This is a genomic window from Arthrobacter dokdonellae (genome assembly GCF_003268655.1).
GTDB lineage: Bacteria > Actinomycetota > Actinomycetes > Actinomycetales > Micrococcaceae > Specibacter > Specibacter dokdonellae.
The window spans coordinates 460899-475053 of the sequence record NZ_CP029642.1 but is presented as its reverse complement, the minus strand read 5'-3'; the positions used below and the strand labels follow the sequence as shown (position 1 = coordinate 475053).

Below are 14155 nucleotides of genomic sequence, written 5' to 3'. Positions count from 1 at the left end.
CGGGGCAGTTACCGGGCGCCGACGGCGGCCACGGTGGGCACCGCGGCGGCCAGGACGCCGTCGCGCATGGTGGCCACGGCGTCGGTGAGCGGGACAAACTCGGTGTCATGGGTGACCATGACGGTGCCCACCCGGAACTCGTCCGTCACCTGGCGCAGGAGGCGCACGATCGACTCGCTGCGCTCGTGGTCGAGGGCCGCCGTCGGCTCATCCACCAGCAGGACCGACGGGGACCCCATCAGTGCCCGGGCAATGTTGACCCGCTGGCGCTGGCCGCCGGAAAGCTGGTGCGGGCGCTTGCGTGCGGAATCGGCCAGCCCGACCATCTCGAGCAGCTCCGCGGCCCGGGCCGCCGCCGCGCGCAGCGGCTTCCCGCGCAGGTGGTCGCCAATAATGAGCTGCTCGGCCGCCGTGAGCGAGGCGAGCAGGTTGGGCTGCTGGAAGATGATGCCCACCTTGTCCCGGCGCAGCGTGGTCAGCGCCTTGTCGCCAAGCCCGGTGGCGTCTTCGCCGTCGATCGTGACCAGGCCCGAGGTGGGCTTGACCAGGGTGGCGGCCACGGCGAGCAGGCTCGACTTGCCCGAGCCCGACGGACCCACCAGTGAGACGAACTCGCCGGGGTCCACGTTCAGGGAGATGTGGTCCAGTGCGGTGACGGTGCCGTCGCCGTCCGGGTACTCAAGGGTGACGTTGGTCAGGGACAGGGCGGGGGTGGTCAGTGCAGACATGGGGTTTCCTTAAGATTTGAGGTTCGAGATCATTCCCACGACCTCCCGCGCTGGGCGGGGTCGGGCTCGGGACAGGTCAGCTGCCGCCGAGGGCGATGAGGGCGTCGACCTTCGTGACCTTGCGGACGGCCACGGCGGCGCCGGCCAGGCCCAGGACCACGATGCCGAGCATCGGCAGCACGGTGGTGGCCGGGGTGACCAGGAACGGGGCGGCCTTGGCGGCGAAGAACCCGCCGGCCACGCCCACCAGGCCGCCGAGCGCGGCGCCGGCCAGCAGCACCAGGGCCGCCTGCGTCAGGGCGTCCCGCAGCAGGTACCTGCCGGAGGCTCCCATGGCCTTCAGGACGGCGATGTCGCGGGTGCGCTGCACGGTCCACACGGTCAGGAAGGCCACGATCACCAGGGCGGAGATGCCATACAGGAACGCCTGCATCATCAACAGTGAGCCGTTCTCGCTCTTGTAGCCACCCAAGCCCTGGAAGGCGCCGCTTCGGTTGGTGCTCACGGTGCCGGCCGCGGCGTTGGCCGCTGCAGCATCAACGGAAGCGCCGGCGTCGTACGTCACGGCGACCGTGGTGGCGAGCTGGGCCGGATCGCTGAGGTGGGCCAGCTTGGACCAGGTGGGCAGCGTGGTCCAGACCACCGAGGTGTGCGAGTACCACTGGTCGGGCACCACGGCGGAGACCTTCAACGTGCTCCCTCCCAGCGTCACGGCGGCGCCCACGGCCAGGTGGAGGTCCTTCGCCACGTTGTCACCGATGATGACGGTGGAATCGCTGAGGCCCGACGGCGCGATCCCGGCCTTGGCGCCCCCCTCGCCCACACCGAACACGGCCACGTTGGTGGTCCCTGTTTTCCTGCCTGGCGCGGCGGCGTCGGCCCCCTGGAAGCGGGTCTGGCTGATGCCCAGCGGGATCGCGGAGGAGACGCCGGGCTGCTTGGCCCAAGTGTCGACCTGCGCCTGCGTGACCTGGCTTTCGGTGAAGGAGACCTTCGGGTCGTTGGTTCCCGGTGCCCCGAACACCAGCTGGTCCACGGGGGCCTGCACCGACCTGCCGAGATCGGCGATGGAGGAGGTGGACTGGTTGCCCAGCCCGGCGGTCAGGCCGGAGAGCAGGACCAGCAGCAGGCTGATCAAGGCCACCACGCCGCCCATCAGGGCGAAGCGGCCCTTGGCGAAACGGATGTCTCGGATGGCGAGGAACATGTGCGCACCTTCTTTCATTTATGGCCCGGACGGGCCGTTTTTTCCTTTAGTTCCACTGTCCTTCCATTCCGGGCCGCTTCCATCGCAGGCTTGGATGGTCTGCCCGGGCCCGATGGTTGAACCCGCAGTCAACCATTCAGTTGATACGGCCGGCGGGCGCACGGCCTAAGCTGGTGGCATGTCTGCCCTGAACGACCCGCCCGTGACAAGTGCTGCCATCCTGCGCTTCCTGCGCGTGGCGCTGCACGTGGGATTCGCCATCCTGCTGGCCGTGGCGGCGGCCCGGCTGCTTGCCGCGCACCTGGACGGGACCGAACGGTACGCGCTGCTCGGCCTGGCAGTGCTGCTGGCCGCCGTCTACCTGGTGGGGACCGTCGCGGAAAAGCGCTTCTCCACCGGCCGCGCCGCCCGGAACCCGCGCCGCCACGCCTACCTGTGGCTGGCCCTGGTCACCGTCCTGTGGGCGGCGCTGATGGTCGGTTCGGCGGAATTTTCCTGGCTCGCGTTTCCCTTGTTCTTCCTGCACCTGCACCTGCTGCCGCGCTGGGCCGGGAACGCGATGGTCATCATCATGACCGCCGGCGTGATTGCTGCCCAGTGGCTGGCCGGCGGCGCGGCCCACCCGCCGCTGGCCGCCGTGCTGGGCCCCCTCTTCGGCGCGGGCTTTGCCGTGGTCACCTCCAAGGCCTACCGGATGCTGTACCAGGAAGGTGAAAACCAGCGCCGCGCCGCCGACGAGCTGCGCCGCACCCGCGCCGAACTGTCCGCCAGCCAGCATGAGGCAGGCGTCCTGGCGGAGCGCGCCCGGCTGGCCGGCGAAATCCACGACACGCTGGCTCAGGGCTTTTCCTCCATCGTCCTGGTGGCCCGGGCGGCAGGACGCTCGCTGGCCTCGGGCGACCTCGGCTCGGCCCGGGAAAGCCTCGCCATGGTGGAGGCCACGGCCGCGGAAAACCTGGCCGAGGCCCGCAGCTTTGTGCGCGGCCTGTCCTCGCCGGCGCTCGAGGGCACCTCCCTCGTGCAGTCCCTGGCGCGCCTCTGCGAGAAGACGCAGCTGGCGGCGGCGGCACGCGGCGTGAACCTCAGCTGCACCTTCCGGGCGGACGGGGACCCCGTGGACCTCCCGCAGCCGTACCGGGTCACCCTGCTGCGCGCCGCGCAGGCGAGCCTCGCCAACGTCTGGCTCCACGCCAAGGCCGGCACCGCCGTCGTCAGCCTGGCCTACCTGGACACGGAGGTGACCCTGGACGTGTACGACGACGGACGGGGCTTTGACCCCTCAGCGCTGGCCGCCGCCGTGGCAGGGCGCGCGGACGGGAGCGGGTTCGGGCTGGAGTCCCTGCGGCAGCGGGTGGCGGCGCAAAGCGGGTCCCTCGAGATAGAGTCGGCACCGGGCGAAGGCACCGTGGTGGCCGTCAGGCTGCCGCTGGCTTCGTCGCCGCCGGCGGCGACGAACGACAATGAAGGGGCGGCATGATGGAAATACGGATTCTGCTCGTGGACGACCACCCAGTGGTTCGCGCCGGGCTGCGCGCCATGCTGACCGACTTTGAAGGTTTCACGGTGGTGGCCGAGGCGCCCGAAGGCGCCGCCGCCATCAAGGAAATCGAGCGGCTGCAGACCCTGGGCGAGCCCCTGGACGTGGTCCTCATGGACCTGCAAATGGGGGCCGGCATGGACGGGGTCACCGCCACCAGGGCCATCAAGGCGCTTTCGTCCGCGCCACCCGTGCTGATCCTGACGACCTACGACACCGACGCCGACATTCTGGCCGCCGTCGAGGCCGGGGCCAGCGGCTACATGCTCAAGGACGCCCCGCCGGAACAGATCCGCGCGGCCGTCCAGCAGGCGGCGGCCGGGCAGACCGCGCTGGCGCCGGAGGTGGCGGCCCGCCTCATGGGACGCATCCGCAACCCGGAACCGGTGCTGTCCACGCGCGAGGTCCAGCTGCTGGAGCTGCTCGCCACCGGCATGAGCAACAAGGCCATGGCGAAGCAGCTGTTCATCTCCGAGGCCACCGTCAAGACGCACCTGGTGCACATCTACGACAAGCTCGGCGTGGACAACCGCACCGCCGCCATCTCAGTGGCCGCCCAGCGCCGCATCATCCGCACCGGCGGTTGAGCCTGTCGAAACCCGGTAACGGGGCCGCGGTGGCCGAATCTGTGCGACACGCCGGGAGGCTAAGTGCGCTTAAGGGACATTGTGTGAATATGGGAAAATCCTGTTTGCTTTTGAGTATCCGGCGTAAGCTCGGGCCTAACGATTGCATTGAAGCAGGGGGACCTGTAAATGGCGTTTCCACGGGAGAAGTCTCGGCCGTTCCATTTGGGCATGGCGGTTGCGTGCATGCTGCTGGCCTCCGGCGGTTTTGTGGGTGCCGGATACGCCGGCACTTCCGTGGCGGACAACGCTTTGGCCGGGCCAACCCGGCATCCGGTTCCGGCCGGCTCCAATCCACCGCCCGCTTCCTCACTTGATTCCTTTGCGCCCCCGGGCGCAGCCATCAAGGTCATATTCGCCGACACCTTGATCCTGTCGCGCAAGCCCGCGCCCAGAACGGTTTTCGATCTCACAAACCCTGGTGGAGAACTGTCGGGACCGGGGGATCCCGCCGAAGCCCTGCTCGGGGGCATTGCCGACTTTTCACCCGAATTCATCTCGCAGGTCCGCCAGGAGATAGTGGCCGCCGCCTTCGTGGGACTGGGCCATAGCTATGTGTGGGGCGGGACCAGTTTTTCCTCGGGGTGGGACTGTTCAGGGTTTGTGCAGTGGGCCTACGCCCAGGCCGGCATAGCACTGCCGCGCACGGAGCAGTGGGTTCCCATGGTCAAGACCAACACCCCACAGCCTGGCGACATCGTGGTCCAAAACCCGGATGGCCCCGACCACTGGTCGCACATTGGCATCTACATTGGCGGCGGCCTGATGATCAGTGCGCTCAATCCCTCGGTGGGAACCATCATGCATACGCCGGCGTCGACCAGCAGTTCCTCCACGTACTTCACGATGCCCGGGTTCGCGAGCCTGGACCAGAAGGCAGCGAAGGACCATGCCCTGGCGGACAGGGCGGCTGCCGCGAAGAACGCAGTGGCCAAGGCTGTCGCTGAGAGTGCGGGCAAGGTCTCACCGAAGCCCAAGGCCACGGAAACCGCCCGTCCAAGCGTGAGCACGCGTCCCACGCCGAGTGCGGCGGCGAAGCCAACACCGAGTGCGACGGCGACACCCACACCCACTGCGGCGACGAAGCCAACACCCACTGCCAGCGCGACGCCAAGCCCCAGCCCGACGCCAAGCGCCAGCGCGACGGCGGAGCCGACGCCCAGCCCCAGCGCGACGGCGGAGCCGACGCCCAGTGCCAGCGCGACGGCGGAGCCGACGCCCAGTGCCAGCCCGACGCCAAGCCCCAGCCCGTCGCCAAGCGCCAGCGCGACGCCGAAGACGGAACCCAGCGCGGGCCACACGGGAAGCGTCCCCGCGGACACGACGCCTGCGCCAACTAAATGTGCGCCTGTGGCAACGGAGCACCCGGCTGCCACGGCCGCCCTGCCGGCAGGTCCGACGTCGGGCGCCACCCCCTGTTTGAACCCGACATCGAGCTCAGCCTCGCCCATGCCCACGGAGTCCACGGCGTCAGTGAACTAAGCGGCGTAACATTTGGGCTCTGGAATCAAGCCCCGATCCGGCAGGGCACGCGAGCCGCTGTCCTGCATCTTCCACCGACGCGCCTCCGGGGCGCCTCCAGCGGTAGTGTGGGCAAGTTCTTCCCGATCCGCCTGACCTCTGAAGGATGGTCCATGACCGCAGTGAACCCCGACGACGCCTTCCGCTCGCGACTGCGGCTTTCCGGCAGCAAGGACCGGGTCATACTTGTGATGGCTCTCGGAATCCTCAGCGCCGTCAGTCCCATGGCAACCGACATGTACCTGGCGTCGATGCCGCGGGTGGCCGACTATTACCAAACTTCTGCTTCCGCAGTTCAGCTGACCTTGACCACGTACATGGTGGGCATGGCCGTCGGACAGTTCCTGCTCGGCCCAATCTCGGACATGGTCGGGCGGCACCGATTGATGGTGGCGGGCAACGTTTTGTTTTTGGCCACCTGCCTGGCCATCGTGGTGGCTCCCAGCATCGGCGTCGTCATTGCCCTCCGCGCGGTTCAGGGTGTCTCTGGTGCCGCGGGCGTGGTGATAGCGCGGGCCGTCGTCTCAGATATAGTGACAGACCGCCAGGCGGCCAAGCTCTTCTCAGTCCTGGCAACCATTACTTCCCTCGCACCTGTCGTTGCGCCACTGCTCGGCGGTGTCATCGCCAGTGTCGCCCCGTGGCAGGTTGCCTTCTGGGCGCTTGCAGGTTTCGGGCTGCTGATGCTGGCCGGATCGGTGTTTGTGGTTCCGGAGACCCTGCCGGTGCACAAGCGCCACCGTGGCGGCCTGGCCGGCGTCGTAAGCATCTCCTTGGGGGTCATGCGCAACCGCGCGTTCATGGCCTACTCGCTGGCGTTTGGGTTTACTTTCGGGTCTCTGTTCTCCTACATTTCCGCCTCGTCCTTCGTGCTGCAAAGCGTGCTTGGCTTCTCAGCGTTGGGCTACTCGGTGATCTTTGCGGTCAATGCTGGAGGCTCCATCGTGGGAGCCCTTGTCAACACAAGGCTTGTGGATCGGATCGAGCCGGGACTGATCCTACGGACGGCGATCACGACGGCATGCGTGGTCAATATCGCGGGTCTCGCCCTCATTCTGGCGGGCGTTACCGGCTGGCCCACGCTGGTCCACCTCTTCGTCAACCAGGCCTGCGTCGGCTTCATTATGGGCAACGCCGTCGCCATGGCGCAGGGCCGCGTGCCCGGGCGGGCGGGCGCCGGCTCGGCGGTGCTCGGGACCGTCCAGTTCCTTTTCGGTGGCCTGGTAAGTCCCCTGACCGGCATCGCCGGGCAGCACACCGCCGTTCCGATGGCCGTATCAATGGCAATCTGCTCCTCATTGGCCCTTTGTGCGGTTGCTGCAGCGGGACGCCTGGCGCGCCGTGAGGGCTGAATCCGCCACCTGGTGGTCGTCCGACGTGGCCGAGGTGCGGTCCGGTGATCCAGGCCACGCGCCGGCGGTCGAGCCTGTTGACTCCCCGCCCCGGCGGTAGGGCCCGTCAGTACTCCGATGGTGGAGCCGCTGGGTCCGGGGATTGGTGGCGTGGGCGGGGCGGAAACTGTTTAGAACTAATGTTCTAGAAACTATTGAGAGTGTGGTATATAGGGCGTAGGCTTGGTGTCATGGACAGGCCGGAGAGCGGCCCCGGCAGCGGGGGAGTTCCCGCCACAGCGGATGTGGCGGCCCTCATCGCCGCCGTGTCCCTTCCCTCCATTGAACCCTTCGGCCCCGACACGCCCGGGCTGGCCGGGCTGCCGGCGTACACCCGGCACCCGGCCCCGGAGCCGGAACCGGCCTCGCGGGTCCAGGTCGCGCGCACCGTGCAGGACGCCACCATCGCCGCCCTGGCCGCGGTGCGGGTCCTGGAGGGGAGGACCGCGGCGTTGAAGGCGGCCCTGCTCGCCCGCCACCTGGCCGCCGCCGCCGTCGAATCGGCCGCGGTGGCCCTGGATCCGTGGCAGGCCGGGCTGGGCGAAGCCTCCGCGACCGCCGAGATCGCCACGACCCTGTGCATCGCCCAGGGCAGCGCGGCCGCCCTGGCCCGCCAGGCCGTGGAACTGCTCGCCCACCACCCCGAGACCCTTACCGCCCTGGAAACCGGCACCCTGTCCTGGCGGCACGCATGCACGGTCCTGGGTGAAACCGGCACCCTGGCCCAAACCCCGTCCCTGGCCCCGGCCGACATCACCGCGTTCGAGTCCCGCCTGCTCGCCGCCGCGCCGGGCACCACCGCCGGCGGGTTCGCCTCCCGGGCCCGGCGGATGCGCGAGGGCCTGCACCCGGAAACCCTCACCACCCGCACCCGCCAGGCCATCGCCAAACGCTCCCTCACCCTCGAACCGGGCAAGGACGGCATGTCCTGGCTGACCCTGCACATCCCCGCCCCGGCAGCCCAGGGCGCCTACGTCCAATGCACGCGCCTCGCCCGGACCCAACAAGGCCCCGACGAACACCGCACCCCCGGCCAACTCCAAGCCGACACCGCCACCCTCCTCCTCCTAAACCAACCCCTCCCCACCACCACCAACGAAGGCACCACCAACACCACCGGCGGCAGCAACGCCGGAACCAACGGCGGAACCACCGGCGGGCTCAGCGACAGCGACAGTAACGCCGGAACCACCCGCGGAACCACCGCCGGGCTCAGCAACAGCGACAACCGCACGACCGGCGCAGACAGCGACAGGAGCAACGGCGGCTCAAGCAGCACCGGCGGAAGCAACGGCAACACCCGCCACGACGGGCCCGGAGGAAACAATGCCGGCGGCGCCGCTGGCGCTCCGGACGGCAGCCACACTGTGGCCGGCGGCCGCAATGGCGGGCCTGTCGGCGGCCCGTACGTGGGTGCACGGTTCATCAGCGACCCGTTCTCGGGCCAGATCCTGGACATGTACACCATCACCAGCCCCACCCCGATGGAAGAGGGCCGGTATACCGGGTTGACGCTGGTGGACGTGGTCCCGGACTGGGCCCACGGGCCCTCGCACGAAGTGATCGGGCCCCTGACCCGGGACGCCGACGCCCGCGCCAGGGCCTGGGAGACCAACCCGGAAAACATCCCCCTGACCGGAACCCTCTGCCCCGACACCCCACCCGGCACCGGCAGCACCGGCACGGCATCCGGCACCGGCGGCACGGTCGGAGGCTCCGTGATGCGGGACGGTCATGCCCGAGGGGACGGTTCCGTCCCGGGCGGCGGCACGAATGGAGCCACCAACGGCGGCACGGGCGGCGGCTCCGGTGTCACCGGTGGCATGATTGGGGAGCTGGTTGCCGGGCTTGCCGGCGCCCTGGTGGACGGGGTGGTCGACGGGTTGCTGGAGGATCCCGTGCAGGACTACCTGGACCAGCTCGAGGCCGCCCGCAACGGGGCGGCGATCACCGGGCCTCCGCTGCCGGGCGCGCAGGTGATCATCACGGTCCCGGTCCTGGGCCTGCTCGGAGCCACGAACGAACCGGCGCAGCTGGCCGGGCACGGGCCGATCCCGGAGGAAACCGCCCGCAGGCTCCTGGCGAACGCCGGGGCGTTCCTGCGCGTGCTCACCGATCCCGTCACCAACGTGCCCCTGGCGGAGCTGGCCCCGGAACGGTACCGGCTGCGGGAAGCCGAGAAAACCCTGCTGCGGGCGTTGAACGAGACGTGTTCGTTCCCGAACTGCACCAACCCGGCCATCACCGCCGACATCGACCATGTCATCGCCTACGGCCAGGGCGGGCCCACCACAAGGGCCAACACCCACCCGGGCTGCCGCCTCCATCACGCGCTGCGTCACTTCCGTGACGACAAGGACCGCCACGGCCGCTACCGCCAGGACCGGGACCCGGACCGGGCCGGGATCAAGCTGCGCGGCTGGAAGCCCTGCACCACCGCCGACGGGCGCGTGGGCTGGACCTCGCCCACCGGCAAATACCACGCCCCCGCACCCCGCGACACCCAGCCACCGGCCTACCCCAAATGGCTCAAAAAACGCCTCGCCAAAAACCCCAGCCACCACAAAAACCGCCCAACAACCGGCCCGGCACCCCGGATCGACCTAAGTCAAAGCCCCCTCGAAAGCCTCCTCGACTACAACTTCAAACACCCCAACAACAACAACCAACCCGACAGCTGACAGACCCAGCCACCGGGACCAGGGTCTCGACGCCCCCGCAGAGATCGCAGCCCGACCACCGGGCCCAGGGTCTCGACGCCCTCGCAGAGCTCGGTGCTCGACCACGGGGTGGCCAATGAACCAGGACGGTGCAGGCCTGCTGGACACGGAACCTTTCATGCTTCAATCCTCGCCGCCATCGGCGTCTTGAAGTCGTCATGCCGGCAGGCCAATTCGCAGGGGCTTTAACCCCACCTCCCCATCGGCGGGACCGCGGCCACGGCGAATTGGACGGGGCGGAAAGATGGGAGGATTAACCGGTGGGACACATCGACGTTGCAAACATTGACTACTTTCTCTCCGACGGCCGGCAACTGCTGAACGGGGTGAACTTCCGCGTCGCCGACGGCACAAAGACGGCACTGATCGGCCCCAACGGCACCGGCAAGACCACTCTGCTGCGCATCATCTGCCAGGACATCAAGGCTGATGAGGGTGTTGTTTCGCGCTCCGGCAGCATGGGAGTCATGCGCCAGTTCGTGGGCCAGGTCCGCGACGACAGCACCGTCCGGGACTTGCTGCTGTCCGTCGCCTCCGCCAACATTTCCGGCGCCGGGAAGGCGGTGGACTTAGCCGAACTGGCCATGATGGAGCGCGACGACGAGCCCGCCCAGATGGCCTACGCGCAGGCGATCGCGGACTGGGGTGATGCGGGCGGGTACGAAATGGAAACGACCTGGGACGAAGTCACCATGGCCGCCATGGGCATGGATTTCTATTCGGCGCAGTACCGCAAGGCCTCATCCCTCAGCGGCGGCGAGCAAAAGCGCCTGGTGCTGGAAGCGTTGTTTGCCGGTCCGGACGAGGTGCTGCTGCTCGATGAGCCGGACAACTACCTGGACGTCCCGGGCAAGCGCTGGCTCGAGGCGAAAATGGCTGCGTCGGACAAGTCCGTGCTGTTCGTCAGCCACGACCGGGAACTGCTGGCCAACGCCGCGGACAGGATCGTCACCCTGGAGCCGGGCATCAACGGCGCGTCCAGCTGGACCCACGGCGGCGGCTTTGAATCGTACGTGAAGGCGCGCGAGGACCGCAATGCCCGCTTTGAGGAGTTGCGCAAGCGCTGGGATGAGGAGCACGTCAAGCTCAAGGAACTCGTCAACATGTACAAGAACAAGGCCGCGTTCCGCTCCGACATGGCGAACCGCTACCAGGCGGCGCAATCGCGCCTGGCGCAATTCCTGGAAAAGGGTCCGCCCGAGGCGCTTCCGATCGAACAGAACGTGAAGATGCGCCTCAAGGGCGGGCGCACGGCCAAGCGAGCCGTCGTGGCCACAAAGCTGGAGCTTTCGGGGCTGATGAAGCCGTTCAGCGCGGAGATCTGGTTCGGCGACCGGGTGGGAATTCTGGGTTCCAACGGCTCAGGCAAGAGCCACTTCCTGCGCCTGCTCGCAGCCGGCGGTTCCGATCCGGACAAGGAACACGAACCGGTGTCCGACGTCGAAATTGCCCACGTGCCGCACCAGGGCTCGGTGAAGCTTGGCGCCCGCATCCGGCCCGGCTTCTTTGCCCAGACCCACGCCCGGCCGGACCTGCTTGGCCGGACGTTGCTGGACATCCTGCACCGTGGCGACGAGCACCGCTCCGGTCTGGGCCGCGAGGCCGCCGCCGGTGCACTGGACCGCTACGGCCTGGCCTCCAGCTCCGAGCAGAAGTACGATTCCCTGTCCGGCGGCCAGCAGGCGCGCTTCCAGATCCTGCTGCTTGAACTCTCTGGAGCCACGTTGCTGCTTCTCGACGAGCCCACCGACAACCTGGACCTGCATTCAGCAGAGGCGCTGGAGAAGGCGATCGACTCCTTCGAAGGGACCGTCCTGGCCGTCACGCACGACCGCTGGTTTGCCCGCTCCTTTGACCGCTTCCTGGTCTTCGGCTCCGACGGCAAGGTGTATGAATCCGAGGAACCGGTCTGGGATGAAAAGCGGGTGGAACGGGCTCGGTAGCGGTCCCGGCCGACGTGTGGGGCTGCGGAGCGGCCGAAGTCAGCCGATCTCCACCTCCGCGCCTGGAAATCGTCCTCCACATGCCTGCCCACGAGGACCCTGAAGACACCGGGTTCCTGCTGCCAGCCGCCGTCGTAATGGGCAAAGGCACGCGCCGGAACCTGGACCTCCACGTTGCCCGAGGAGCCGGACACCGGTACCTTGGCCCGACGGCAGAACCGCCGGATGTCCCAGGACAAACGAGGTGTAGCCCTGGCCGAAGCCAAAAGGATATGCCGGCGCCGCCCCACCGGCGGCCTGCTGCCTCAGCCAGGCCCGATAGCCGACATGGATACCCTCGCCGTACACCAGCTGCCCGTCCACGGGTGTGGTGTTCAACACGGGCACATCCGCCAGTGCGGCCGGCCAGGAGGTGGGCAGGCGGCCCCCGGGTTCGGCGATGTCCAGCAGGATGTCCGCGATCGCGGCCCCAAACTCCTGCCCGCCAAACCAGCCCAGCAGCACGGCCCCGACTTTTCCCGCCATGGCATGAGCACGGGCGAACCGGAGATCACCACCACAACGGTGCGCGGATTCGCTGCGGCAACCGCCTCCACCAGTTCGTTTTGGCGGCCGGGCAGGTCCAGGTTTTCGCGGTCAAAACCCTCAGACTCGATGGCGGCGTTGGTGCCGACCACCACGATCGCGACGTCGGCGCCCCGCGCGTTCTCGACGGCCTCGGCAATCTCCGCGGCCGGATCACCCGCCGCTGCTTCCTCGCCGAGGAGGATCGCCGTCAAGGGTGTCGTCTGGTTCGGCGGCAGCCGGTATTCGGCCGTCAGGGATACTTTTCCGCCGGCAGCCGCGGTGACGTCGAAGGTCTTCTGCGGCGGCGCGAACAGGGCCGCTCCCAGTACATTGGTGCTGTCGATGAGTTCATCGTCAAAAACGTCAGCGCCGTCAATGGTCAGCCTGACCTGCCCGACCGTGCCGATGCCCACGGTATGCGCCCCTGCGGCAGGGACCGTCCACACCGTATCCAGCCGGATCGCCGAGGTCCCTTCCGGGGTGCTGGCGCCAAACCAAATCAGGCGGGAGGCCAGCCGGTCCTCGCCGCTGACCCCGGCCCCGGCTGCGTCCAAGAACGTCACGCGGATGCCGGGAACGCCGCTGACGGGGTTGTGGAGTTTGCCGCGTGGGAATTCCTGCAGGCCCTCGGCCACCTTCGCGCTGCGGGAGTACCGGACGACGACGTCCGCGGGCAGTGCGCTGTGCAGGCCTTCCAGCGGGGAAATGTTGTGCCTTGGCAGGAGCGGTCTGTCTCGGCCTCGTTGGCGATGTAGTGCTTGGGGGTGGCGCCGACGTCCATGGACTGCACGCCGTCCACATAGGCCGCCGCGAGACGGGCCGTCAGGACGGGATCTTCGCTGAACGCCTCAAAGTGGCGGCCGCCCAGCGGCGAACGGTGGAGGTTGATGGTGGGGCCGAGCACGGCGTGGACGCCCTTGCGGCGCGCCTCCTGGCCCACCACCTGGCCGTAGCGGCGCGCGACGTCCAGGCTCCAGCTGGCCCCGAGGGCCGATGAGGACGGCAGGGAGAGGGAATCGTGCCGCTCGTCAAAATCCTCCCCGCGGACGCCCGAGGGCCCGTCGGAGAGCACAATCCGACCCAGGCCGATCTCCGGGATGGCCCGCGTGGACAGACGTCCGCGCCGGCCAGCAGCCAGACCTGCTGCTCCAGCGAGAAGGAACGGGCCAGGTCGCGCAGCCGGGCATCGGGTGGGGTCTGCGGTTCAGGGCGGGGTGCGGCTGTCATGCGGACAGCGTCCCGGTAAAAACAAAGTATGACTAGATTTTGTCAGCCCGCGTGAAATAGACTGGGAGGCATGTCGATTCCGCAATCCCGCGGGCGGTACGCCAAGGGCGTTGAACGCCGGGAGCAAATCATCCAGACGGCCACCGACATCTTTGCCACGGACGGTTTTGAGGGCACGGCCCTCAAACGCGTCGCCGAACGGGTGGGCGTGCGCGAGGCCACCCTGTTCCACTACTTCAGCAGCAAGCAGGAACTGCTCACGGCCGTCCTGAAGGAACGCGACCGGCGCGCCCACCGGGACATCGGCGGGGAGAGCGGGGGGCTGGTCTCCACCATGCCCGCCGTGGCCCGGCGGAATGCCACCCAGCCGGGGTTGACCACGCTATACGCAGTGGCGTCGGCGACGGCCAGCTCGCCCGGCCACGCCTCCCACGATTACTTCCAGGAACGCTTCAAGGCAATAGTGGAGACCGCGGCCCGCGACATCGCCGCCGGGCAGGCCGCCGGCACGCTGCGCGACGACCTGCCGGCCACTGTGCTCGCCAGGCTCCTGGTCGCGGCCTCGGACGGACTGCAGCTGCAGTGGATGTACGACAAAACCATCGACATGGCCCAGGACCTGGAACACCTGGCCGCCACCCTGTTCGCCCCCACCAGCCGAACCAACGACCAGTGAAGGCCATCCCCT

Annotated in this window: 9 protein-coding genes and 2 pseudogenes; 7 read left to right on the top strand and 4 right to left on the bottom strand. The window is 68.5% G+C overall.

Annotated features, from left to right (window positions below):
• Positions 1 to 8 precede the first annotated feature (8 nt).
• Both DMB86_RS02150 and DMB86_RS02145 read right to left on the bottom strand, forming a co-directional pair.
• Positions 9 to 728, bottom strand: coding sequence for an ABC transporter ATP-binding protein (locus DMB86_RS02150; protein WP_113716356.1), 720 nt, complete (start codon positions 726 to 728; stop codon positions 9 to 11).
• 76 nt (positions 729 to 804) lie between these two features.
• Positions 805 to 1935, bottom strand: a complete 1131-nt coding sequence (locus DMB86_RS02145; protein WP_113716355.1) for an ABC transporter permease — start codon at positions 1933 to 1935, stop codon at positions 805 to 807.
• Between the two features lie 178 nt (positions 1936 to 2113).
• On the opposite strand from DMB86_RS02145, the gene DMB86_RS02140 reads away from it, so the two are divergent.
• The 3 genes and pseudogenes from DMB86_RS02140 to DMB86_RS20825 form a co-directional block, all read left to right on the top strand.
• Positions 2114 to 3412, top strand: coding sequence for a sensor histidine kinase (locus DMB86_RS02140; protein WP_113716354.1), 1299 nt, complete (start codon positions 2114 to 2116; stop codon positions 3410 to 3412).
• Positions 3409 to 4059 (top strand): response regulator transcription factor, encoded by a 651-nt coding sequence (locus tag DMB86_RS02135; RefSeq protein ID WP_113716353.1) that lies wholly within the window; start codon positions 3409 to 3411, stop codon positions 4057 to 4059. The genes DMB86_RS02140 and DMB86_RS02135 overlap by 4 nt, the downstream gene beginning before the upstream one ends.
• A 168-nt stretch (positions 4060 to 4227) precedes the next feature.
• Positions 4228 to 4824: pseudogene (locus DMB86_RS20825) on the top strand (C40 family peptidase); the annotation flags it as partial.
• Between the two features lie 20 nt (positions 4825 to 4844).
• Here the strand turns inward: DMB86_RS20825 and DMB86_RS20820 are convergent.
• Positions 4845 to 5549 (bottom strand): hypothetical protein, encoded by a 705-nt coding sequence (locus DMB86_RS20820; RefSeq protein WP_171814310.1) that lies wholly within the window; start codon positions 5547 to 5549, stop codon positions 4845 to 4847.
• 183 nt (positions 5550 to 5732) lie between these two features.
• On the opposite strand from DMB86_RS20820, the gene DMB86_RS02125 reads away from it, so the two are divergent.
• From DMB86_RS02125 to DMB86_RS02115, 3 genes are all read left to right on the top strand, one after another.
• Entirely contained in the window at positions 5733 to 6971 is a 1239-nt protein-coding gene (locus tag DMB86_RS02125) for a multidrug effflux MFS transporter (protein ID WP_113716352.1), read from the top strand.
• Positions 6972 to 7201: 230 nt separating this feature from the next.
• Positions 7202 to 9691, top strand: a complete 2490-nt coding sequence (locus tag DMB86_RS02120; RefSeq protein WP_113716351.1) for a DUF222 domain-containing protein — start codon at positions 7202 to 7204, stop codon at positions 9689 to 9691.
• Between the two features lie 299 nt (positions 9692 to 9990).
• Positions 9991 to 11673 carry an ABC-F family ATP-binding cassette domain-containing protein gene (locus DMB86_RS02115; protein WP_113716350.1) on the top strand — a complete coding sequence of 561 codons (1683 nt, stop codon included), beginning with the start codon at positions 9991 to 9993 and terminating at the stop codon, positions 11671 to 11673.
• A gap of 59 nt (positions 11674 to 11732) precedes the next feature.
• Here DMB86_RS02115 and DMB86_RS02110 read toward each other — a convergent pair.
• Positions 11733 to 13467, bottom strand: a pseudogene (locus DMB86_RS02110) (glycoside hydrolase family 3 C-terminal domain-containing protein); the annotation flags it as partial.
• 70 nt (positions 13468 to 13537) lie between these two features.
• Here DMB86_RS02110 and DMB86_RS02105 point away from each other — a divergent pair.
• Positions 13538 to 14143, top strand: coding sequence for a TetR/AcrR family transcriptional regulator (locus DMB86_RS02105; RefSeq protein WP_113716349.1), 606 nt, complete (start codon positions 13538 to 13540; stop codon positions 14141 to 14143).
• Positions 14144 to 14155: the final 12 nt, after the last annotated feature.

Bases quoted from the DNA above. Each gene is read 5' to 3' on its own strand.
- DMB86_RS02140 (WP_113716354.1), top strand. From the start codon at position 2,114: ATGTCTGCCCTGAACGACCCGCCCGTGACAAGTGCTGCCATCCTGCGC.
- DMB86_RS20820 (WP_171814310.1), bottom strand. From the start codon at position 5,549: ATGGGCGAGGCTGAGCTCGATGTCGGGTTCAAACAGGGGGTGGCGCCC.
- DMB86_RS02125 (WP_113716352.1), top strand. From the start codon at position 5,733: ATGACCGCAGTGAACCCCGACGACGCCTTCCGCTCGCGACTGCGGCTT.
- DMB86_RS02135 (WP_113716353.1), top strand. From the start codon at position 3,409: ATGATGGAAATACGGATTCTGCTCGTGGACGACCACCCAGTGGTTCGC.
- DMB86_RS02120 (WP_113716351.1), top strand. From the start codon at position 7,202: ATGGACAGGCCGGAGAGCGGCCCCGGCAGCGGGGGAGTTCCCGCCACA.
- DMB86_RS02150 (WP_113716356.1), bottom strand. From the start codon at position 728: ATGTCTGCACTGACCACCCCCGCCCTGTCCCTGACCAACGTCACCCTT.
- DMB86_RS02105 (WP_113716349.1), top strand. From the start codon at position 13,538: ATGTCGATTCCGCAATCCCGCGGGCGGTACGCCAAGGGCGTTGAACGC.
- DMB86_RS02145 (WP_113716355.1), bottom strand. From the start codon at position 1,935: ATGTTCCTCGCCATCCGAGACATCCGTTTCGCCAAGGGCCGCTTCGCC.